At 63.1% G+C, this 19,195-nt stretch carries 20 protein-coding genes and 1 pseudogene; 18 read left to right on the top strand and 3 right to left on the bottom strand.

Translation table 11 applies throughout. From position 1 onward, the window contains the following. The 3 genes from grxC to PBR20603_RS01680 all read left to right on the top strand — a co-directional run bounded on the left by grxC (window position 1) and on the right by PBR20603_RS01680 (window position 1,911). On the top strand, window positions 1-261 hold the full coding sequence (gene grxC, locus PBR20603_RS01690) for a glutaredoxin 3 (protein WP_150557811.1): 261 nt from the start codon (window positions 1-3) through the stop codon (window positions 259-261). Window positions 262-327: 66 nt separating this feature from the next. After that, window positions 328-834 (top strand): protein-export chaperone SecB, encoded by a 507-nt coding sequence (gene secB, locus PBR20603_RS01685; RefSeq protein WP_010804753.1) that lies wholly within the window; start codon window positions 328-330, stop codon window positions 832-834. A 63-nt stretch (window positions 835-897) separates the two neighbouring features. After that, the gene (locus PBR20603_RS01680) at window positions 898-1,911 is read left to right on the top strand and encodes an NAD(P)H-dependent glycerol-3-phosphate dehydrogenase (protein WP_150557810.1); all 1,014 of its coding nucleotides are present in this window, start codon (window positions 898-900) and stop codon (window positions 1,909-1,911) included. A gap of 241 nt (window positions 1,912-2,152) precedes the next feature. Here PBR20603_RS01680 and trmL read toward each other — a convergent pair whose 3' ends face one another. Together trmL and PBR20603_RS01670 are read right to left on the bottom strand one after the other, a co-directional pair. Then, complete coding sequence (trmL, locus tag PBR20603_RS01675) at window positions 2,153-2,623, bottom strand: tRNA (uridine(34)/cytosine(34)/5-carboxymethylaminomethyluridine(34)-2'-O)-methyltransferase TrmL (protein WP_150557809.1); 471 nt, start codon at window positions 2,621-2,623, stop codon at window positions 2,153-2,155. Window positions 2,624-2,639: 16 nt separating this feature from the next. Next, entirely contained in the window at window positions 2,640-3,443 is an 804-nt protein-coding gene (locus PBR20603_RS01670; RefSeq protein ID WP_150557808.1) for a ComF family protein, read from the bottom strand. 149 nt (window positions 3,444-3,592) lie between these two features. Between PBR20603_RS01670 and PBR20603_RS01665 the strand changes: the two genes are divergently transcribed. The 9 genes from PBR20603_RS01665 (at window position 3,593) to PBR20603_RS01625 (ending at window position 13,436) form a co-directional block, all read left to right on the top strand. Continuing rightward, complete coding sequence (locus tag PBR20603_RS01665) at window positions 3,593-4,513, top strand: methyltransferase domain-containing protein (RefSeq protein WP_150557807.1); 921 nt, start codon at window positions 3,593-3,595, stop codon at window positions 4,511-4,513. Between the two features lie 301 nt (window positions 4,514-4,814). Then, window positions 4,815-5,900, top strand: a complete 1,086-nt coding sequence (sbnA, locus tag PBR20603_RS01660) for a 2,3-diaminopropionate biosynthesis protein SbnA (protein WP_246174323.1) — start codon at window positions 4,815-4,817, stop codon at window positions 5,898-5,900. Beyond that, on the top strand, window positions 5,897-6,946 hold the full coding sequence (sbnB, locus tag PBR20603_RS01655) for a 2,3-diaminopropionate biosynthesis protein SbnB (RefSeq protein WP_150557806.1): 1,050 nt from the start codon (window positions 5,897-5,899) through the stop codon (window positions 6,944-6,946). The genes sbnA and sbnB overlap by 4 nt, the downstream gene beginning before the upstream one ends. Then, entirely contained in the window at window positions 6,943-8,412 is a 1,470-nt protein-coding gene (locus tag PBR20603_RS01650; RefSeq protein WP_150557805.1) for an adenylosuccinate synthetase, read from the top strand. Before sbnB ends, PBR20603_RS01650 begins: the two co-directional genes overlap by 4 nt. After that, window positions 8,405-9,367, top strand: coding sequence for a diiron oxygenase (locus PBR20603_RS01645; RefSeq protein ID WP_150557804.1), 963 nt, complete (start codon window positions 8,405-8,407; stop codon window positions 9,365-9,367). Before PBR20603_RS01650 ends, PBR20603_RS01645 begins: the two co-directional genes overlap by 8 nt. 117 nt (window positions 9,368-9,484) lie before the next feature. Further along, entirely contained in the window at window positions 9,485-10,531 is a 1,047-nt protein-coding gene (locus tag PBR20603_RS01640) for an ornithine carbamoyltransferase (RefSeq protein WP_150557803.1), read from the top strand. Window positions 10,532-10,683: 152 nt separating this feature from the next. Next, on the top strand, window positions 10,684-11,790 hold the full coding sequence (gene thrC, locus PBR20603_RS01635; protein ID WP_246174379.1) for a threonine synthase: 1,107 nt from the start codon (window positions 10,684-10,686) through the stop codon (window positions 11,788-11,790). Further along, a complete protein-coding gene (locus PBR20603_RS01630; RefSeq protein WP_150557801.1) occupies window positions 11,787-12,743 on the top strand; it encodes an FAD-dependent oxidoreductase in 957 nt (318 codons plus the stop codon). The genes thrC and PBR20603_RS01630 overlap by 4 nt, the downstream gene beginning before the upstream one ends. 48 nt (window positions 12,744-12,791) lie before the next feature. Beyond that, entirely contained in the window at window positions 12,792-13,436 is a 645-nt protein-coding gene (locus PBR20603_RS01625) for a flavin reductase family protein (protein ID WP_150557800.1), read from the top strand. On the opposite strand, the gene PBR20603_RS01620 is transcribed toward PBR20603_RS01625, so the two are convergent. Further along, a complete protein-coding gene (locus PBR20603_RS01620; protein ID WP_150557799.1) occupies window positions 13,387-14,214 on the bottom strand; it encodes an autoinducer binding domain-containing protein in 828 nt (275 codons plus the stop codon). The two genes, PBR20603_RS01625 and PBR20603_RS01620, sit on opposite strands and share 50 nt — an antisense overlap. 588 nt (window positions 14,215-14,802) lie before the next feature. Here PBR20603_RS01620 and PBR20603_RS01615 point away from each other — a divergent pair. From PBR20603_RS01615 to PBR20603_RS01595, 6 genes and pseudogenes are all read left to right on the top strand, one after another. Continuing rightward, complete coding sequence (locus PBR20603_RS01615; RefSeq protein WP_150557798.1) at window positions 14,803-15,276, top strand: DUF2244 domain-containing protein; 474 nt, start codon at window positions 14,803-14,805, stop codon at window positions 15,274-15,276. Window positions 15,277-15,317: 41 nt separating this feature from the next. Continuing rightward, window positions 15,318-16,544, top strand: a pseudogene (gene coxB, locus PBR20603_RS01610) (cytochrome c oxidase subunit II); the annotation flags it as partial. Window positions 16,545-16,582: 38 nt separating this feature from the next. Next, entirely contained in the window at window positions 16,583-18,175 is a 1,593-nt protein-coding gene (gene ctaD, locus PBR20603_RS01605; protein ID WP_150557797.1) for a cytochrome c oxidase subunit I, read from the top strand. A 2-nt stretch (window positions 18,176-18,177) separates the two neighbouring features. Further along, window positions 18,178-18,297 carry a cytochrome oxidase small assembly protein gene (locus PBR20603_RS24260; protein ID WP_217425936.1) on the top strand — a complete coding sequence of 40 codons (120 nt, stop codon included), beginning with the start codon at window positions 18,178-18,180 and terminating at the stop codon, window positions 18,295-18,297. A gap of 66 nt (window positions 18,298-18,363) precedes the next feature. After that, window positions 18,364-18,981, top strand: coding sequence for a cytochrome c oxidase assembly protein (locus PBR20603_RS01600; RefSeq protein WP_150557796.1), 618 nt, complete (start codon window positions 18,364-18,366; stop codon window positions 18,979-18,981). Then, a complete protein-coding gene (locus tag PBR20603_RS01595) occupies window positions 18,974-19,195 on the top strand; it encodes a DUF2970 domain-containing protein (RefSeq protein ID WP_150557795.1) in 222 nt (73 codons plus the stop codon). The genes PBR20603_RS01600 and PBR20603_RS01595 overlap by 8 nt, the downstream gene beginning before the upstream one ends.

The following is a 19,195-nucleotide window of genomic DNA, read 5'->3' as shown; positions in this document are numbered from 1 at the left end:
ATGCCGAAGATCGTGATGTACAGCACGCAAGTGTGCCCTTATTGCCAGATGGCGGAACGTCTGCTGCGCCAGCGCGGCGTTCAGGACATCGAGAAGATTCTGATCGACAAGGAACCTGCCCGCCGCGAGGAAATGATGACGCGCACGGGCCGCCGTACGGTGCCCCAGATCTACATCGACGATCGTCACGTTGGCGGTTACGACGATCTGTCGGCACTCGATCGTGCCGGTGGCCTCCTGCCGCTCTTGCAAGCGGCCTGATACCGCCTGCAAAATAGTGCGCCCAGCCGCGTGCCTGCGCGGCTGTCTTATACCCAAGGAAACGAAATGTCCGACCAGAATCAGCCGTTTTTCAGCATCCAGCGCGCTTACCTGAAAGATCTGTCGCTCGAGCAGCCGAATTCGCCCGCGATCTTCCTCGAGCAGGAGATGCCGACCGTTGAAGTGCAACTGGACGTCGCCGCTGAGCGTCTGGCCGAGGAAATCTTCGAAGTCGCCGTGATCGCCACGGTGACGGCCAAGATCAAGGACAAGGTCGCGTTCCTGGTCGAAGGCAAGCAAGCCGGTATTTTCGAAATCCGTAATGTGCCGGTCGAGCAGCTCGATCCGCTCATCGGTATCGCCTGCCCGACGATCGTCTACCCGTACCTGCGCGCCAACGTGGCCGATGCCATCAGCCGCGCTGGCTTCCAGCCGATCCATCTGGCCGAAGTGAACTTCCAGGCGCTCTACGAGCAACGTCTGGCGCAACTGGCCGAGCAACAAGCGGCCAACGGCGAGACGCCGGCTCCGGGCATCGTGATGCCTGACGGCTCGTCCGCCCAGACCCACTAAGCGCTTGCGCTTGACCGACGCGATGGCCGGCCTTGCGCCGGCTTTTGCGTCGAGGCCTCCCTCATGAAGATTGCCGTATTCGGTGCAGGTGCCTGGGGCACTGCAATGGCGAGTCACATGGCAGCACGCCATGACGTTGTCCTTTGGGCGCGCGACGCTGCGCTCGTGGAGCAACTGACCACCTCCCACGAGAATTCCGCCTATCTCCCCGGTTCGACGCTGTCTCCCCGTCTGCGATTCGAAGCCGATTTCGCCAAGGCGCTGGCGCATGGCGCGGGCGAGCACGCATTGTGCGTAGCTGCCGTGCCCGTTGCGGGCTTGCGCGCATTGGCTGGCCATATGGCGCTCGCCGCGCATCCTCCGCAGAATCTGATCTGGCTGTGCAAGGGTTTCGAGGCTGACACCGGGCTGCTGCCACATCAGATCGTTGCCGAGGTACTTCCGCAGGTCGCGGGTGGTTCGCTCTCCGGGCCGAGCTTTGCGCGCGAGGTCGCGCAGGGGCTGCCGGCAGCGCTGACCATTGCCAGCGGGGTGGCGTCGCTGTGCGAGTTGACGATCGCCGCCTGTCACTTCGGCGCATTGCGCATCTACTCGAGTGACGACTTGGTCGGTGTCGAAGTGGGTGGCGCCGTGAAAAACGTACTCGCGATTGCCACGGGCGTGAGCGATGGGTTAGGTCTGGGTCTCAACGCTCGCGCTGCGCTGGTGACACGCGGTCTGGCGGAAATGACCCGCCTGGGCGTTGCGTTGGGCGGTAAGCCCGAGACGTTCATGGGGCTGACGGGCATGGGCGATCTGATCCTGACGGCGACCGGTGATTTGTCGCGTAACCGCACGGTCGGTTTGCAACTGGCGACGGGCAAGTCGCTCGATGACGTGCTTGCGTCGTTGGGCCATGTGGCCGAGGGCGTACGATGTGCTCGCGCGGTGCGTGATCTGGCCCGTGCGCATGGCGTCGAGATGCCGATTACCGACGCCGTCTGTGCCACATTGTTCGAAGGTTTGCCCGCCCGCGCGGCGGTGGAAGCCCTGCTGCGGCGCGACGCTCGCGCTGAACGTGAGGGCGACGCGGGCTAACGCGTCGCCGCATGCCGCGCCGTCTGTGCGGCGGCATCAGGCTCCACACGGCCGGCCGGTGATCCTTCCCGGGATCGCCGGTGTACCGTGCTTTTGCATTTTCGGTTTTTCCGTATTTCCGCTGCTGCGGCGTCTCCCTTTCGTCGCCGACCCTCGTCACAAGGGCGTCGAGCCCATGTCGTAAGCCGTCCGTCGGCGTCGACGCACCGATGTTCGCGGGCTATCCAGCGAAATTCCCCAGTCAGGCGCCTTGCGCGTAACCCTGCTGACGCCACGCTTCGAAGACCACCACGGCAACCGTATTCGACAGATTGAGGCTGCGGTTGCCGGGACGCATCGGCAGGCGTACGCGTTGCGTGGTGGCGAATGTGTCCAGCAATTCCGGGGCGAGCCCACGCGTTTCCGATCCGAAGATGAACCAGTCGCCCGGCGCAAACGACAATTCGCCAAAGGGCCGCGAACCGCGCGTCGTGAGCGCAAACATCCGTGCGGGATCGGGTGTCTCGGCAGCCAGAAACGCCTCCCAGTCCCGGTGAACCTTCATCTCTGCATACTCGTGATAGTCGAGGCCGGCGCGGCGCATACGCGCGTCGTCCAACGGAAAACCGAGAGGTTCGATCAGATGCAGCCGTGCGCCTGTGTTGGCGCACAGGCGAATCACGTTACCGGTGTTCGGCGGGATTTCAGGCGAGACGAGAACGACGTTGAACATGAGCGTGGGGGCAGAGTTATTGGGAAGACGGCGTACGCAGTACGACAGCCGCAAGCACGTGTATTGCACCGGCGTCCTTGAGCGCGGTGGCTGCGGCGTCGCAGGTCGCGCCAGTGGTCATGACGTCGTCGATCAGCACGATGCGGCGTCCACGGACGTGATCGCTCGCGACGAACGCGCCGCGCAGATTGCGCCTGCGCGCCTCGCGTGACAGACGCCGCTGCGCAGCAGTCGTTCGTTCACGCCGCAGCACATGAGCGCTGGCGGGCAGGTTCGCGCGCCGGGACGCCACCCTGGCGAGTTCCCAAGCCTGATTGAAGCCACGCGACGCGAGTCGTGAGGGCGCCAGCGGCACGGGCACCAGCAGCGCAGTGGCGTCCCCACGGGCCGTCAGTGCGTCACCGAGGCGTTCGCCGAATTCGCGAGCGAACGGCAGGATGCCATGGTATTTCAGACGAATCATCAGTGTATCGAGTGGCGCCACGTAGTCTGCGAGCGTCAACGCTTCGTCGAACGCCGGGCGGTGCCGCTGGCATCGTCCGCAGACGGCGGGCAAACGGGTGCGGCAAATTGTCGCACCGTCGGCATCGAGTGTCGTAGTGGCATCCACCGGAATCGCCAGCGATGGCAATGCGGCGGCACATTGCCGGCAGCGCAGCGGCGCATCGGCACGGGCGGCGTCGAATGTGCGCGCGCAGTCTGCGCAGATTTGCCGCTTGGCGCGCCGGTGGCAGATCGCGCAGTGATCCGGCAACGCCAGGCGCAGCAGCCCGCCAGCAAGCCTGGCTAGCGTGGGGAAAGTGGCGCGAACGATGGGCAAGGCGATAGCAGGGACGAAGTGACGTGGCGGACTGAGCGACCGGTGCCGCCGAGGCGCACCGGTGGCCGGTTTGCGCCGGACCACTTGGCGGTGCCCGATGCATTTGGACAGCAACGAGTATACTGCCGACTCGCCTTTTCGCCTGTCCCATGAAGCCTTCTGCCGCTCCCCAAACCCCGTCCTCAGCGTTCTCCGCCCGCTTTTTGCGCACCGCGTTCGACCGCCGCGCGCCGAACTGGCACGAGGCCGACTTCCTGATGCGGGAGGTGGCGTCGCGGCTCGCGAGCCGGCTCGAGTACATCAAGCTCAAGCCGACACGCGTGCTGGACATCGGATGCGGCACGGGCGGTGACCTGTTGAGCTTGGGCGAGCGCTATCCCGACGCCTATCGCGTGGGGCTCGACGCCTCGTTCGCGATGTCAAAGGCGGCGGCTGCGGCAGGCGCGACGACCGGCTGGCGTCGGCTGCTTCGCAGTGCGCCGTCCTACGGCGTGGTGCAGGCCGACTTCTCGGCACTGCCGTTCGCCTCGCGCACGTTCGATCTGGTGTGGTCGAATCTCGCCCTTCACTGGTATCGCGAACCGCATCGTGTCATTCCTGAGTGGCATCGCGTGCTGAGCACGGACGGTTTGCTGATGTTCTCGGCATATGGCCCCGACACGCTGCGGGAACTGCGCGCGGCGTGGGCGGAAGTCGATCACGTGCCGCATGTGCTCGAGCCGACCGACATGCACGATCTGGGCGACATGATGGTGGCGAGCGGCTTCGATACGCCGGTCACGGACATGGAGCGCCTCACGCTCACGTTCGAATCGCCGGACACGCTGTTGCGCGACGTGCGTTTGCTTGGCGTGAATCCGCTGCCGGAGCGTCGCGACGGACTCACAGGACGGGCGCGCCATGCGGCCTTGCGCGCGGCGCTGGAGCGTCAGCGCGGCGAGGATGGCACGATTGCGCTGACCTTCGAGCTCGTCTACGGCCACGCCTGGAAAATTCCCGAAAAGACCGATGCGGCGGGCAACGCCGTCGTTCGTATTCAGGACATCGGACGCGGCGGCAGGCCGCGCTGAGCGTTATCCGCGAACGCGCGCCGGGCCTTGCGGGCGCGTTCGACAGCTTCAGGCGCGGTATCGCGCCGATCGAGCCGATCGCGCGATCTTCTGGTGCACTCTGCCCCGCTGATTCCCACGCCCGCTCCCAAATTCTCCGCCGCATCCTGCGTCCTACACGACTATGCAGGTGTCCTGCGCTCGTCCGGTTCGCTTAAATGACGCTTCACGGCGTGCATGAGCGAAGGACGTTGCGGACCGCATTCCCTTCGCTTCGCCACGCCATTGCGTCGCCTTCGGGCGGGACTTCGGGAGGTGAGGGGTGGGGTATCAGCACGAAACGTTGTCGTTGCCGTTGCAGGCCGGGCCTGAAGCAGGCGACAAAGCGCGCGACGGCCTGCCGTTGCGTGTCGGTGGCGCGTTCCTGCAGCCGACGGCCCCCGTCTTCACGGCGATCGATGGCCTGTGTCCTGCCACGGTTCACCTCAAGCTGGAAGGGCTGAATCCGGCCGGTTCCATCAAGCTCAAGACTGCCCTCCAACTGATCGAAGACCTGGAATCGACGGGCCGCATTCACGCGAACACGCAGATTGTCGAGTCGTCGTCGGGAAATCTCGGGGTGGCGCTGGCCATGGTCTGCGCAAATCGCGGCTACCGGTTCATCTGCGTGACCGATCCCAATACGTCGCGTCAGGCCATCCGTGCCATGCAGGCGGCGGGCGCCCGCGTGGTGCGCGTCGAGCGTCGCGATGCACAGGGCGGCTACCTTGGCACACGCATCGCATGGATCCGGGAGCAAGTGGCGCGTGACGCCCAATGGGTGTGGGTTAATCAATATGCCAATCCCGGCAATTGGCGCGCGCATTACCGTTGGACCGCGCCCGAAATCTTCGCCGCGTATCCCGATGTTGATCATCTGTTCGTCGGTGCGGGCACGACCGGCACATTGATCGGGTGCTTGCGCTATGTGCGTGCGAATCGATTGCCGACCCGTGTCATCGCGGTCGATGCCGTCGGGTCGGTGACGTTTGGCGGTCCGCCGGGACCGCGACGCATTCCCGGACTTGGGACGAGTTGCCGCCCGCCATTGTGCGAGCCGCCACACGCGGAACCCCCCGATGCCATCGTCTACGTCCCTGAGGCGGACACGCTACGTATGTGTCACATGCTAGCCGCGCGTGGCTTGCTGGCGGGCGGGTCCACGGGCAGCGTCTTGCAAGCGGTGCAGATGTCGTCGTCGGCCATTGCCGCCAACGACACGGTTGTCGCCATCGCGCCCGACATGGGCGACAAGTATCTGGACACCGTCTATGACCCCGACTGGGCCGCTGCCGGCGCTGGCGATCTTTCGAGCACGCCTGGCGGCGCAACCCGCGCCATCGACATCGTGAGTCCTTCATTGCCATGAACGCACTACCGTTACCGCAATTTCGCGTGTTCACCGGGGAGCAGATTGACGCGGCCATCTGCGAGGGCAAGTCCGCGGTCCTCGATACGGTCGAAGCGGCATATCGAGCCCACAACGCTGGACGCACGGTGAATCCGGAAAGTCAGTTTCTCCGCTTTCCCGATGCACAACGCAACCGCATCATCGCGCTGCCCGCACACATCCGGGATGGCGACGGCGACGATGGCGTAACCGGCATTAAATGGATATCCAGCTTTCCTGAAAACATCGAGCGTGGAATGCCTCGCGCATCCGCCGTGCTCATCCTTAACGACGTCACGACCGGCTATCCGATGGCGTGTATGGAAGCGAGCATCATCAGCGCGGCGCGCACGGCGGCGAGTGCGATCAGCGCGCTGCGCTGTCTCGCGGGCAACAGGCCTGCCACGCAGGCGGCGCCCCCGGGACGCCTGCGCGTGGCGTTCGTCGGTGCCGGGGTTATCGCGCGTCATGTGGCGGAGTGTCTGCCGCTTGCGGCGCTGCCGATTGGCGAAGTGACGACGCACGATCTGCAGAACGATTACGCGGAGTCGCTGGCGACCCGGATCGGGAAGCACCTCGGCTACGAAACGCGCACCGATGCGTCGCTCGAGCGCACCATTCGAGAGTCCGATGTCATCGTGTTCACCACAACCGCGTCGTCACCTTATCTCGATAACCCCGACTGGTTCTCGCACTGCCCGATCGTGCTGCATCTCTCGCTACGCGACCTTGCGCCCGCGATTGTTCTCGAGTCTTACAACGTTGTCGACGACATTGATCATTGCCTGCGTGCGATGACCTCGCTGCATCTCACGGAGGTCGAGACCGGCCATCGACGCTTCGTTACAACATCGCTGCCGCATTTGCTCTGTGGTGGCGAGCCTCCGGCGCGTGACCGGCCAATCGTGTTTTCACCCTTCGGTCTGGGCATTCTCGACATTGCCGTCGGGCGTTGGGTCTACGAACGACTGGCGGCGCAGCAAGCGCCTGTTCCCCGATTTTTCTACGATATGCAACGCGCATGACCTCTGTATCCTCAAGCCCCTCGCTTCACTCCGCTAACCTCGCTTCGCCCTCCGCCGAAGGGTTTGCCGACGTCCTGGTCGGCCTGCAATATGGCGACGAAGGCAAGGCGAAGATCATCGACGCGCTCGCTCCAGGGTACGACGTGATCGCCCGCTTCAATGGCGGTGCCAATGCGGGACACACCATCGACACACCCTCCGGGCGTATCGCGCTCAAGCAATTGCCGTCAGGCGTATTTCACCCGCACGCGACGCTCTACATCGGGTCGGGGTGCGCCATCAACCCATGGAAACTGGCCGGCGAGATCGAGCAACTGCGCGAGATGGGCATCTCGCTCGAAGGCCGGTTGCGCATATCGGCGCGGGCGGCACTTGTGCAGCCGCACCACATCGCGATGGATCGGCGCGGTAGCGGCACGATCGGCACCACGGGCAACGGTATCGGGCCGTGCTACGCGGATCGTGCGCTGCGCGTGCGCAATGACACACGCGTCAACCTGATGCTTGGCGATCTTCTAAAGAGCGAAGTGGACGCCATTGCCTCAATGAGGGACGTGTTCACTCGCATGATCAATGCGGAGGGCGGCACGTCGCCGTGGATCGCCGAAATGTCGGACATGTTGTTGAGCCTGCCGAAGGTCACGGAGACCTTGCGTCGGTACATCGAGGCAGATCGTGGATGGCTCACCGACCGCGTGAGGAACGGTGCCAACGTGTTGTTCGAAGGGGCGCAGTCGGTGTTGCTCGATGTCGTCGACGGTAGTCAGCCGTATGTCACGTCGAGCCACACCGTGCCGGCCTACGCATATGTGGGAGGCGATCTGTCGCCGAAGTATCACCGTCGAACGATCGGCGTGGCGAAGGCCATTATGTCGCGCGTCGGACGCGGTCCGTTTCCTTCGGAGCTGGGGGGCGAGCGGTCGGCGCAGTATTGTCACGACGCATCGCAGTCGCGCACTGGCGCGACGGAAGAGCAAGTGCGCTATTCCCCTGACAAGCTGCTTCGTTCCAGCGATCCGTTCGATGTCGGTACGGCGCTTCGCATGCTCACTGGCGAGTACGGCACGGGGACCGGGCGGCCCCGTCGGATTGGCATGCTCGACCTCGCACAGTTGCGGGAGGTCATCAAGGCACACGCGGTGGACTGTGTGTATCTCAATAAGGTCGATTGCCTGGCGCACTATTTTCGTTCGGCGTATCAGGGCGTGCCGATGCGTGTGCATCGTGACGTGCTGTCCAGCGACGTCGTGCCGGACGTGCTGATCTATCCCGGACTGAACGAGCGTTCGCTCACGCTCGGGCGGGAGGGCACGCTCGACGCTGCGATGCATGGCTTCGTCGATTTCGTCGAGCGCCACATCGGTGCGCCGCTGGCCGGAATCGGACTCGGGCCGGAACGCGCCAGCCTGATTTCGCTGGCTACCCATCAGCGGGTGCCTGTCACGGCACCGTCTCCCCATGACTGATCCGGATTTGTTCGACGACGGGATGCGCCTGCCCAGCGGCGGCACCGCACGCGATCATGGGCAACGGCCGTGGCAAGACGTTGCGGCCGTCACCCGCTGTGCGACGGAGGCGACGTTCCCCCCTCTGCGGCCCGATCAGTTGTTTTTCAATGTGGCGCTGATGCCTTATGCGGCGCATCCGCTGGTTTGCAAGCGAGGGCAGGCAGCCCGGCAGCAATTGAGCGCGATGAGGTTGGCGGACTATCTGAACAAAACGGAGCGGGTTGAACTACACATCGTCAATCGGGCTATCGAGCAGATGCTCGACATTCCAGGCGTTGCATCGGTCAGCCGGGACGACCTGTTGGCCATCTACACGGACGAGGGTTTTCACACGTGGATGATGGAACGCTTTCGCAGGCGTCTGCAGAGCCATACGGGGTACGAGCTGCGTCGAGGGCCGTCGTTAAGCGTCGTGCGCGTGTTGGCGATGTGCGAGGCGGTGCCGGAGACGCATCGCGGAATGTCCATTGTGGCGGCGGCCTCGGTCACTGAGACGCTGATCACCGGCACGCTGCGCCGGGCGGGGGCTTGCGACGACATTTATCCGCCCGTGCGCGTATTGCTGGCCGATCACGCGGCGGACGAGATGCGTCATCAAGCGGCGTTTGTCCACTTTGTGAGCGAATGGGTGCCATCGTTGTCCCCTGACGAGCGTGCGTTTCTAGACACCCTTCTGCCTGACCTGATGGCGGCGTTTCTCGCCCCTGAGCTGCCGTCATGGCGAGAGCACCTGTGCTCGATAGGGTTGCATGCCGCCGAAGCCGATCTCGTGATACGAGAGAGCATCGATCCGCTGGAAGTGGGTGTGCAGATGATGGAGGCGGCGCTGGTGCCACGGCGTCTTTTTGAACGGCTGGGCATGTCATGTGCGGAGCACTTTGCGCACAGCGTGAGACGCTGGCGTCCGCCTTGAGCGAGATAGCCGGCTGGGCAGTCCGGATGGCAAGCGCGCCCGGTTGCTCGCGTCAAATACGACAGACAGCGTGACGCTGACTGTGGAGCGTCATCGAACAGCAATCAGGAGAGACGTGTGACTTGCAACTGGCTAGCCCCCGATCTGACCATGAGTGCGGCGGACTATCGCGCGCTGATCGATGCAGCACTCTCCTTCAAGCGCCGCTATCCGCTGCAAACGGAAGGTGCATTACGCGGGCGCACGATCTACTTTCTCTTCTATAACGCTTCACTCCGGACACGCAGCAGCTTTCAGACCGGTTTGTCGCGAATGGGCGGGCATGCCATCGTGCTCGACCCCCAAGGCGGGATCTATACCCCCGCGCTACCCGAGGCCGAAATTCCCTATTCGACGGAGCGTGTCGCCGACGTCGCACGGGTGCTCTCATCCTACGGCGATGCGATTGCCATTCGCATGTATGGCGCGCCTGCGGGTTGGGTGTACGGCGCGGCGCATCGCCATCTCGAGGCGTTTTCGCAGTGGAGTCGGGTGCCCGTCATCAACATGGAGTGCGATCGCTTTCATCCGTGTCAGGCGCTCGCCGATGTGATGACGATGCGCGAGCAACTTGGGGGGCTCACCGGGCGACGGCTTTGCATCAGTTGGGCCTATTCCGGAAGCTGGCATAAACCCGTGGCCGTGCCGCAGAGTCTGTTACTCGCCGCCGTCAAAGCGGGGATGGACGTCACGCTTGCCCATCCGGCGCCGTTCGGTCTCGATCCGCAGGTCATGCAGGCGGCCACGCAGTTTGCCGAGCAGGCGGGCGCACGCATCCGCGTGACTCACGATCTGCGTGATGGTGTCACCGATGCGCATGCCGTCTATGCCAAATCATGGTGCAGTCTGGCGCATTTGCCCGTGCGTCACGGCGATGCCGTTGATGAGGCGGCGATGCGCGAGACCTTTGAGCGGCATCGAGACTGGCGCATCGATGCCGACGTGATGCAGCTCGCAGCACCGGACGCCGGGTATTTGCACTGCCTTCCCGCAGACCGGGGACAAGAGGTGACGAATGACGTCATCGATGGGCCGTCGTCGTGGGTTTTCCAGCAGGCTGCGAACCGGCTTCATGCGCAGAACGCCGTGATGGCGCATTTGCTGAATCCGGGGTGCCTCGCGTGACCTCATGCTTTTCGTATCGCTACGCGTGCGTAAGATGCGCGACGCTGCAGTCATGGGGCGAGCTTCGTTACCGCTGCGACGTGTGCGGACAGAATCTGCGCATTCAGCGCCAGGCCAATGGGGATGCGCCGTGCGCGCGAGACATCGTGAGCATGTTTCGTGGCCGAGGGATGTGGCGATACCGTGCGCTCCTGCCCGTCGAGTCTCGCTGGGGGAGTCGATTGGTCGTCGGTGGAACACCGTTGATCGACTGTGGCGATGATGGAGGCGTCAATCTCTGGGTGAAGGATGAGGCGCGTAATCCAAGCGGATCGCTCAAGGATCGTGCCACTGAAATGGTATTGGCCGCCGCGAAGCGGGCAGGGTGTGCGCATGCGGTGACGGCGTCGACCGGCAACGCCGGTGCATCGTTGGCATGTATCGCGGCGTCGCAAGGGATGTCGGCGACCGTTGTCGTGCCGGCGAGCACCCCCTTCGTCAAGCTCGCGCAGATTCGTGCCTATGGCGCAAAGGTCTGTGAAGTCGACGGCTCCTACGACGAAGCGTTCGAGATCGCCGAACGCATGGCCGACGATGCCGGCGTGTGCTGCCGCAACACCGGCATCAATCCGTTCACGCGTGAGGGCAAGAAAACCTGCGCATTCGAGGTGGCGGAGGCGTTCGACTGGTGTGTGCCCGATTGGGTGGTTGTGCCGACAGGGGACGGCAACATTCTCTCGGGCATCGCGGCCGGGTTTCTGGATCTTTACGCGTTGGGTATTACGTCTGCAGTACCGCGTCTGCTGGCGGCACAAGCCGACAGTTCGAACAGCATCACGCGGGATTGGCAGGAAGACAATGAAGGGATGGCACTGCCGCAGTCTCCCACGCTCGTTAGTCCGGAAACCGTCGCGGACAGTTTGTCGGTCAGTCGTCCCCGCGATCACTTCGCGGCGCTGCATGCATTGCGCGCAACACGCGGTGCATGCGTCGCGCTCGACGATGCCCGCATTCTGGCCGCGTCGCAAACGCTGGCGCAGCGCTTCGGCCTGTGGTTCGAACCGTCGACAGCCGCCGGGTATGCCGCACTCCATGCGTGTCTCGCGACCGGCCGAATCCATCCCGGTGCGCGGGTGGTGCTGCTCGGCACGGGGGCCGGGCTAAAAGCGCCGCAGGGTGTCAATAGCGTGGTGCCGGGGCACCGCCATGACCCTGGGGATGGCGTGCCTCGCGACGCCCCCGAAGATCGCCGGCATTTGCACAGGGAGAGGCAGACATGACGCGTCAACGCATCATCGTGCTTGGCGCCGGGGTCAGCGGTCTGACGACGGCCGTGACCATGGCGTTGGCCGGTTGTGACGTCGTCATTCACGCGGCGGAAGGGCCGGCGCAGACAACGTCGGCACTCGCCGCCGCCATTTGGCATCCGTTCTATCAGGCGCCGGATTTCGTCTATCTCGAACGCGCCCGTCAGACGTATGCGACGATGCTTCGGCTGTCTTCCGACAGATCGTCGGGTGTGCTCATGCGGCCGCTCACAGAGTACTTCCGGCGCGACGCTGGCGTGCCTTGGTGGGCCGAGTGCGCCAACGACCTTAAGCGTCTGCCCGAGACTGACGTTCCGTCGCGCTTTGCGTGTGCTTACCGCATGGCCGTTCCGGTGGCAGCCACAGCCACTTATCTTCGCTACCTGTTGAACATGTTCTTCGAACTCGGCGGGCGTTTCGTGCAGCGTCGTGTCGACGATCCGGTATCGCTACTTGATGATGCCGACCACGTGGTGAATTGCTGTGGCTACGGCAGCCGCCAGTTCGGTGACGCAGAACTGGCGCTGTCGCGCGCCATTGTGCTGCGTGCCAGACGCGATGCCGCCGTGCGCGGCTGCTTCATCGACGACTCCGATCCGGCAGCGCCGACATACGTCGTGGAGCGCGATGACGACATCGTCCTGGGTGGCACCGCCGACCCGGAGTTGACGTCGACGGTCATCGGCGAGCGGCAAATCGAGGACATCGTGCGCCGCTGCACGCAACTGTGCGAGGGAGTGGCCGCGTTGCAAGTTGTTGACGCTCGCACAGGATTTCGGCCGATGCGACGTGTGGCGCGTGTGGCGTGTGACGAGCGTCATCCGCGCCTGCTTCATAACTATGGTCACGGGGGCGGTGGTTTCACGTTGTCGTGGGGGTGTGCAAACGATGTTCTGCGTCTGGCGGGTGTGGCGCCGAAAAACTAGCGTCTGCCCGCAGATGGCCGGGTAGTCACGATAACTCTGGGAAGCGACATGGAACTGGATCCGGCGACGCTCGACGAAGCGAGCATCTATAACTTCATGATGAGTACGATCCTGCCGCGTCCCATCGCGTGGATTAGCACGGTGGATGCACAAGGGCGTCCGAATCTCGCGCCGTATGCGTACTTCATGGGCGTGTGTTGTGTGCCGATGACGGTGTTGTTTTGCCCGGTGGTACCGCCTGCGCCGAAGCAAAAAAAGGACACACTGCGCAATGTCGAAGTGGTGCCCGAGTTCGTGGTGAATGTGGCGAGTGCGTCGTGTATCGATGCCGTGAATCTATCCGCGGCACCGCTGCCCGCGGGTGAGTCGGAATTCGATCTGACGGGGGTGAGCGCCGTGCCGTCATCACGCGTGCGGCCTCCACGGGTGCTCGAGGCGGCGGTGGCGTATGAGTGCCGGGTGCGCGACATCATCGAAATCAGTGCTGCACCGGGAGGCGGATGGGTGGTGCTCGGCACGGTGTTGGCTGCCCATGTGGACGACGCGTTGCTCGACCCGGTCACGCATCAGGTGGATCTGCAGGGGTTGCGTCCGATAGGGCGGCTGGGCGGCGGCTCGTTTGTGAATGCTGCCAGCGATACCTTCACGTTGACACGTTACAAGACGCTTGCTGACCTTGCGGCGCGGAAGTAGCGATTTGCGGACCCGCTGAGGCGAAGTCGTCGAGCAGCCCATAATCGCTGGCAAGCTTCGCCGCTCGGTGACGGCTCGACACATCGAACTTTCGCATGACGCTGCGCAAGTGAAAGACGACACCATGCTCGGAGATGGTGAGGATGCGTCCGATCTCCCATGAGGTCTTGCCGCGTGCCACCCACCGCAAGCATTCGCGTTCGCGCGGCGTCAGCACGGGGGCACAGCGATGCGCCGCGTCGTGTTGCACGATGCGCCATACCGCCTCGTGCACATGCATCGCGAGAACGGCACCTCCGTGCTGTATCCAGGCGTGCGCGCCGGGCACGCGCGGGTGGCGAGGCCGATTCTGCGGTGACGAGAGACTCAATGTCCCCGACGCCCCGGACGGGGTGAACACCGGATATGTAATGCCGGTACGTAGTCCTGCGGCGCGCTGATCGCGAAGCAACTGCCGGGCCTCGGGCGAGGCGTATAACGCAGGGGTCCACTCGACGGGCGTGAGTTGTTTGCGGGCGCGTGACAGCACCGGGTCGATCGTCGCGTAACGCTGAGCGTCGTAGTGCGCTTGCCACGCATGGGGCAGATTGCCGAGTTGCGGTGTTGCCAGCGTTCCGCCCGGCAACGGGAAGTGACCGCGATAACTGAAATAGCGATGTCGAAGAGACCCGCATAGCGACTGCAACAGCGCGCGCAAGGCATCGAAGTCGGTGACGGAGCGCAAAGCGCTCAGGCCGTCGGCAAACGAGTGAGGAGTGATGCAACGCGTGGCACGCATGACATGTCGATGTAGGGAACATGTTTCGCTTGTAGCATGCGTGATATCGACGCGCGCATCGAAGGTCGCCGAAGGGCCTCAAGGGCGGCGCAAGTGTTTGCCGTGCGCCCGTCGCCACAGGCCGTCGCCGGGCGCGACATAACGTCGCACGCGAAATCCCGTGCAGCGTCTAGTGTTGATGGATATCGGACGAATCCCGCATTGCAGCGAAGGCAATGATGCTTGGGGGGCGTTGCATGATTCGAGTGAAGGGCGTTTGAAGATGCGGTGCATCGCTGGCGAGCGAGTGCGTTTCCGGTATTCAGGACACCGCAACGAGTCGCGCCGTGTTGCAACGTGTCAAACCGGCGACACATAGGGAGTATCCCGTAGTCGTCCCGCCGCCGCGATTTGCAGCTAGGGGAATAACCGGATTTCCCTTTTGTATCAATGAGTTCAGGAGGATGCTATGGCGCGCCAAATACTCGGTATCAATGTTGTCGCTTGGAGAATGCGCGTTCTATAATGCGGCAGTTTGTCGCGGCCCGGACGCAACTAGTTCCCGGCCGTCGGACATGAAAGACCCAAAATGCCCCACGGGTGACGGCGATGCTCGCAGCCTCTTCTTCCGACGTCGAATCGGTGACGAAGGAATGGACGCACAAGCGCAACTGCGCGATATCGCCGCGCCAGTTTGTCCTGTTCTACCTGTCGTTGGCCGCCGTGTCGCTGGGTGTTGCCTTGATTGCGGCGTGGCGCGGTGGGTGGTTGGTCTTGCCGTTCACAGGCCTGGACTTGCTCGTGGTGGGCGTTGCGTTCGTCATTCATGCCCGGCATGCCACAGATTACGAGGTCATTCGGTTGTCGCCCGTGAGCCTTGTGGTCGAGCAACGTTCAGCACAGAGGTTGACGCAGTACGAGTTCAATCCCCGCTGGGTGCGCATCGACATCGAGAAGCCGCCGCGTACGCGCGTTGTACTGCGCTCGGGTAGCCGCTCGGTCACTGTCGGTGCCTATCTTGCGCCGCATCGCCGCGAAACGTTTGCGCGCGAGCTGCGCCGTTGTCTTGCCCAACAGGCCTGAGAGATGGAGACGATCTCGGGCGACCGCCAGGGAGGATTTGGATGGTAATTTTGGGTAAGGAAGCTATGAAAAAAACGAAACACGCCTTGGCGGCTTTCCTTGCGGGCGCCTCACTGCTCGCCGGCGCTCCGGCACTGGCGGCGGTCACGGATATGCCGGGGGGGCCGGCCGTCAACGAACTCAACTTCCAGCCGCCGGTCACGAAACTCGCGGAAGAGCTTCACAGCCTTCACACCATGATGCTGATCATCTGTCTGGTGATCTTCATCGCGGTGTTCGGCGTGATGTTCTACTCGATCTTCAAGCACCGCAAATCCAAGGGCCATCAACCCGCGAATTTCCATGAGAGCACCACGGTCGAGGTGATATGGACCGTCGTGCCGTTCATCATCGTGATTCTGATGGCGCTGCCCGCCACGAAGACGGTCGTCGCCATGAAGGACACCACCAACGCCGACATCACAATCAAGGTGACCGGCTATCAGTGGAAGTGGGGCTACGACTATCTGAAGGGCGAAGGCGAGGGCATCAAGTTCCTGTCCACGCTCACCACGCCGCGCAGCCAGATCGACGGCCAGGCGCCGAAGAGCAACACCTATCTGCAGGAAGTCGACAACCCGATGGTCGTGCCGGTCAACAAAAAGGTGCGTCTCATCACCACGGCGAACGACGTCATTCACTCGTTCTACGTGCCGGCCTTCGGTATCAAGCAGGACGCCATTCCGGGCTTCGTGCGCGACACGTGGTTCAAGGCCGAAAAGGTTGGTGAATATCGCGGCTTCTGTACCGAGCTGTGCGGTAAGGAACATGCGTTCATGCCGGTTGTGGTGAAGGTGGTTTCGGAAGAGGATTACAACAAGTGGGTCGATACGCAGAAGAAGCAGATGGCAGCGTCGGCCGACGATCCGAACAAAACCTACACCGTGCAGGAACTGATGGAGCGCGGTCAGAAGGTCTACGCGTCGAATTGCGCGGTGTGCCATCAGCCAAACGGCAAGGGTGGCGGTGCATTCCCGGCACTCGACGGCGGCAAGATCGTGACCGGCCCGGTGGCAGACCATATCAGCATCGTGCTGCATGGCAAGAATGCGATGCCTAACTGGTCGCATCTGAACGATGTAGAGCTTGCGGCCGTCATCACGTTCGAGCGCAACTCATGGAGCAACAAGACCGGCGACGTCGTTCAGCCGGCGCAGGTGCGCGAAGCGCGTGGCAACAAGTCGGCGAATGCCGCAGGGGCTGCCGACGCTGGCGCAGCGAAGAACAGTTAAGTGCCGTTCGACCAGTTCGAGGAAGGAGATTGGGTATGAGTTCCATCGCTCACGATCACGTGGCGGGTCACGACGATCACGCGCACGACCATCCGCACGGATGGCGTCGCTGGCTGTTCGCGACGAATCACAAGGACATCGGCACGATGTACATGATCTTCTCGTTCGTCATGCTGCTCTCGGGCGGCGTGATGGCGTTGATGATCCGTGCGGAATTGTTCGAGCCGGGCCTGCAGTTCATTCGTCCGGAGTTCTTCAATCAGCTCACCACCATGCACGGGCTGGTGATGATTTTCGGCGCGATCATGCCGGCGTTCGTGGGGTTCGCGAACTGGATGATCCCGCTGCAGATCGGCGCGTCGGACATGGCCTTCGCACGCATGAACAACTTCAGCTTCTGGCTGCTGCCCGTTGGCGGTCTGTTGCTGATCTCGTCGTTCCTCGTGCCGGGCGGTGCCACGGCAGCCGGCTGGACGATGTACGCGCCGCTGTCGGTGCAGATGGGCCCGGGCCAGGATCTGGCGATCTTCGGGGCGCACATTCTGGGCGCGTCGTCGATCATGGGCGCGATCAACATCATCGTGACCATTCTGAACATGCGCGCGCCGGGCATGACGCTCATGAAGATGCCGATGTTCGTGTGGACGTGGCTGATCACCGCCTATCTGCTCATCGCCGTGATGCCGGTGCTCGCCGGCGCAATCACGATGCTGCTCACGGACCGTCACTTCGGCACGTCGTTCTTCAACGCGGCAGGCGGCGGCGATCCGGTCATGTACCAGCACATCTTCTGGTTCTTCGGACACCCGGAGGTGTACATCATGATTCTGCCGGCGTTCGGGATCGTCTCGCAGGTGATTCCGGCGTTCTCGCGCAAGCCGCTGTTCGGCTATAGCTCGATGGTGTACGCCACGGCGTCGATCGCAATTCTGTCGTTCATGGTGTGGGCGCACCACATGTTCGTGACGGGCATGCCGGTCACGGGCCAGCTCTTCTTCATGTACGCCACGATGCTGATCTCGGTGCCGACCGGCGTGAAGGTCTTCAACTGGGTCGCCACGATGTGGAAGGGCTCGCTCACGTTCGAGTCGCCGATGCTCTTCGCCGTCGGCTTCCTCTTCGTGTTCACCATGGGCGGCTTCACCGGCCTGATGCTCTCGCTGGCCCCGCTCGACATTCAGATGCACGGCACTTACTACGTGGTAGCGCACTTCCACTACGTGCTCGTGGCCGGTTCGCTATTCGCGCTCTTCTCGGGGTTCTATTATTGGGTGCCGAAGTGGACAGGTCACATGTACAACGAGTGGCGTGGCAAGTTCCACTTCTGGGGCTCGCTCATCACGTTCAACGTGACGTTCTTCCCGATGCACTTCCTGGGTCTGGCCGGCATGCCGCGTCGCTATGCCGACTACCCGGCACAGTTCACGGACTTCAACCAGATCGCGACGATTGGCGCGTTCGGTTTCGGCCTGATGCAGGTCTACTTCCTGTTCTTCGTCGCGTTGCCGACGTGGCGCGGTGGCCCGGCCGCCGAAGCCAAGCCCTGGGATGGCGCGGAAGGCCTGGAGTGGACCGTGCCGAGCCCGGCGCCGTTCCACACGTTCGAGACGCCGCCGAAGGTGCATTGAACATGGCAGCCAGTCGCGAACAGCGGGCGAAAAACCTGCGTACGGGGCTGATTCTCGCCTCGGTCGTGCTGGTCTTCTTCGTCGGTGTGATGATCAAGACCAAGCTGATGGGCGGTATCTGAACCGCGCCTCGCCAATGCGGCGGGGCGTCTGGTGGTGCCACTGAAAGGAGAGCCATCAAGGCGAATATGGGCGGCTTGCGACGAATCAATGTGCGCACCTTCAGCAAGTTGCTGCTGCTGGTCGCGGTGATGTTCGGTTTCGGCTACGCGATGGTGCCGTTCTACCGCGCATTCTGCGATCTCGTGGGCATCAACCAACTGGGCGATCGCACGACCGAAGTCGCGGCGCGCAATTCGCAGGTCGACGAAGGCCGTACGATCACGGTCGAGTTCGATGCCAACGCGCAGGGACCGCTGCGTTTCAAGCCGGCGAAGAGCAGTCTGACGGTGCATCCCGGACAGATAGCGACCATCGAGTATGAAGTGGCGAATCAACAGCCGCACGAAGTGCGTGCGCAGGCGATCCCGAGCTACGCGCCGGCGCAGGCGGCGAGCTACTTCAAGAAGATCGAGTGCTTCTGCTTCACGCAGCAGACGCTCAAGGCCGGAGAGGCCAAGGAGTTCCCGGTGGTCTTCGTGGTGGACACGAAGCTGCCCAAGGATGTGAATACGATCACGCTGTCCTATACTTTTTTCGATCTCGGCAAGAACGACGCCACGCCGCGTGCAGACGCCACCGCGGGCGCGCAGGGCGCAGAGTTGAGCGCAGGACCGACAGGAGGAGGCAAGGGCAGCAATGGATGACCTTAAAGAGGCGACCCAGCGCAAGCTGTCATTCGTCCAGACCATCAATGCGGTGTTCTGGTCGTTTTTCGGTGTGCGCAAGGGGCGCGATCACGACCGCGACATGGCGCAGCTCAACCCTGTGCATCTCATCGTCGCCGGACTGATCGGGGGCGTCCTGTTCGTCGTGGCGCTGGTGCTGCTGGCGAAGCTCGCCATTCGGCTCGCGACGTGA

Origin of the sequence: Pandoraea bronchicola, from assembly GCF_902459805.1 — a bacterium.
Taxonomy (GTDB): Bacteria; Pseudomonadota; Gammaproteobacteria; order Burkholderiales; family Burkholderiaceae; genus Pandoraea; species Pandoraea bronchicola.
This window is presented reverse-complemented; position numbering and strand designations above follow the sequence as displayed.

What these genes read in the sequence shown, in the direction of transcription:
- ctaD (WP_150557797.1), top strand. Translation starts at nt 16,583, where the DNA reads ATGAGTTCCATCGCTCACGATCACGTGGCGGGTCACGACGATCACGCG.
- sbnB (WP_150557806.1), top strand. Translation starts at nt 5,897, where the DNA reads ATGAACGCACTACCGTTACCGCAATTTCGCGTGTTCACCGGGGAGCAG.
- PBR20603_RS01615 (WP_150557798.1), top strand. Translation starts at nt 14,803, where the DNA reads ATGCTCGCAGCCTCTTCTTCCGACGTCGAATCGGTGACGAAGGAATGG.
- PBR20603_RS01645 (WP_150557804.1), top strand. Translation starts at nt 8,405, where the DNA reads ATGACTGATCCGGATTTGTTCGACGACGGGATGCGCCTGCCCAGCGGC.
- thrC (WP_246174379.1), top strand. Translation starts at nt 10,684, where the DNA reads ATGTTTCGTGGCCGAGGGATGTGGCGATACCGTGCGCTCCTGCCCGTC.
- PBR20603_RS01650 (WP_150557805.1), top strand. Translation starts at nt 6,943, where the DNA reads ATGACCTCTGTATCCTCAAGCCCCTCGCTTCACTCCGCTAACCTCGCT.
- trmL (WP_150557809.1), bottom strand. Translation starts at nt 2,623, where the DNA reads ATGTTCAACGTCGTTCTCGTCTCGCCTGAAATCCCGCCGAACACCGGT.
- PBR20603_RS01620 (WP_150557799.1), bottom strand. Translation starts at nt 14,214, where the DNA reads ATGCGTGCCACGCGTTGCATCACTCCTCACTCGTTTGCCGACGGCCTG.
- PBR20603_RS24260 (WP_217425936.1), top strand. Translation starts at nt 18,178, where the DNA reads ATGGCAGCCAGTCGCGAACAGCGGGCGAAAAACCTGCGTACGGGGCTG.
- secB (WP_010804753.1), top strand. Translation starts at nt 328, where the DNA reads ATGTCCGACCAGAATCAGCCGTTTTTCAGCATCCAGCGCGCTTACCTG.
- grxC (WP_150557811.1), top strand. Translation starts at nt 1, where the DNA reads ATGCCGAAGATCGTGATGTACAGCACGCAAGTGTGCCCTTATTGCCAG.
- PBR20603_RS01600 (WP_150557796.1), top strand. Translation starts at nt 18,364, where the DNA reads ATGGGCGGCTTGCGACGAATCAATGTGCGCACCTTCAGCAAGTTGCTG.
- PBR20603_RS01595 (WP_150557795.1), top strand. Translation starts at nt 18,974, where the DNA reads ATGGATGACCTTAAAGAGGCGACCCAGCGCAAGCTGTCATTCGTCCAG.
- PBR20603_RS01630 (WP_150557801.1), top strand. Translation starts at nt 11,787, where the DNA reads ATGACGCGTCAACGCATCATCGTGCTTGGCGCCGGGGTCAGCGGTCTG.
- PBR20603_RS01625 (WP_150557800.1), top strand. Translation starts at nt 12,792, where the DNA reads ATGGAACTGGATCCGGCGACGCTCGACGAAGCGAGCATCTATAACTTC.
- PBR20603_RS01680 (WP_150557810.1), top strand. Translation starts at nt 898, where the DNA reads ATGAAGATTGCCGTATTCGGTGCAGGTGCCTGGGGCACTGCAATGGCG.
- PBR20603_RS01665 (WP_150557807.1), top strand. Translation starts at nt 3,593, where the DNA reads ATGAAGCCTTCTGCCGCTCCCCAAACCCCGTCCTCAGCGTTCTCCGCC.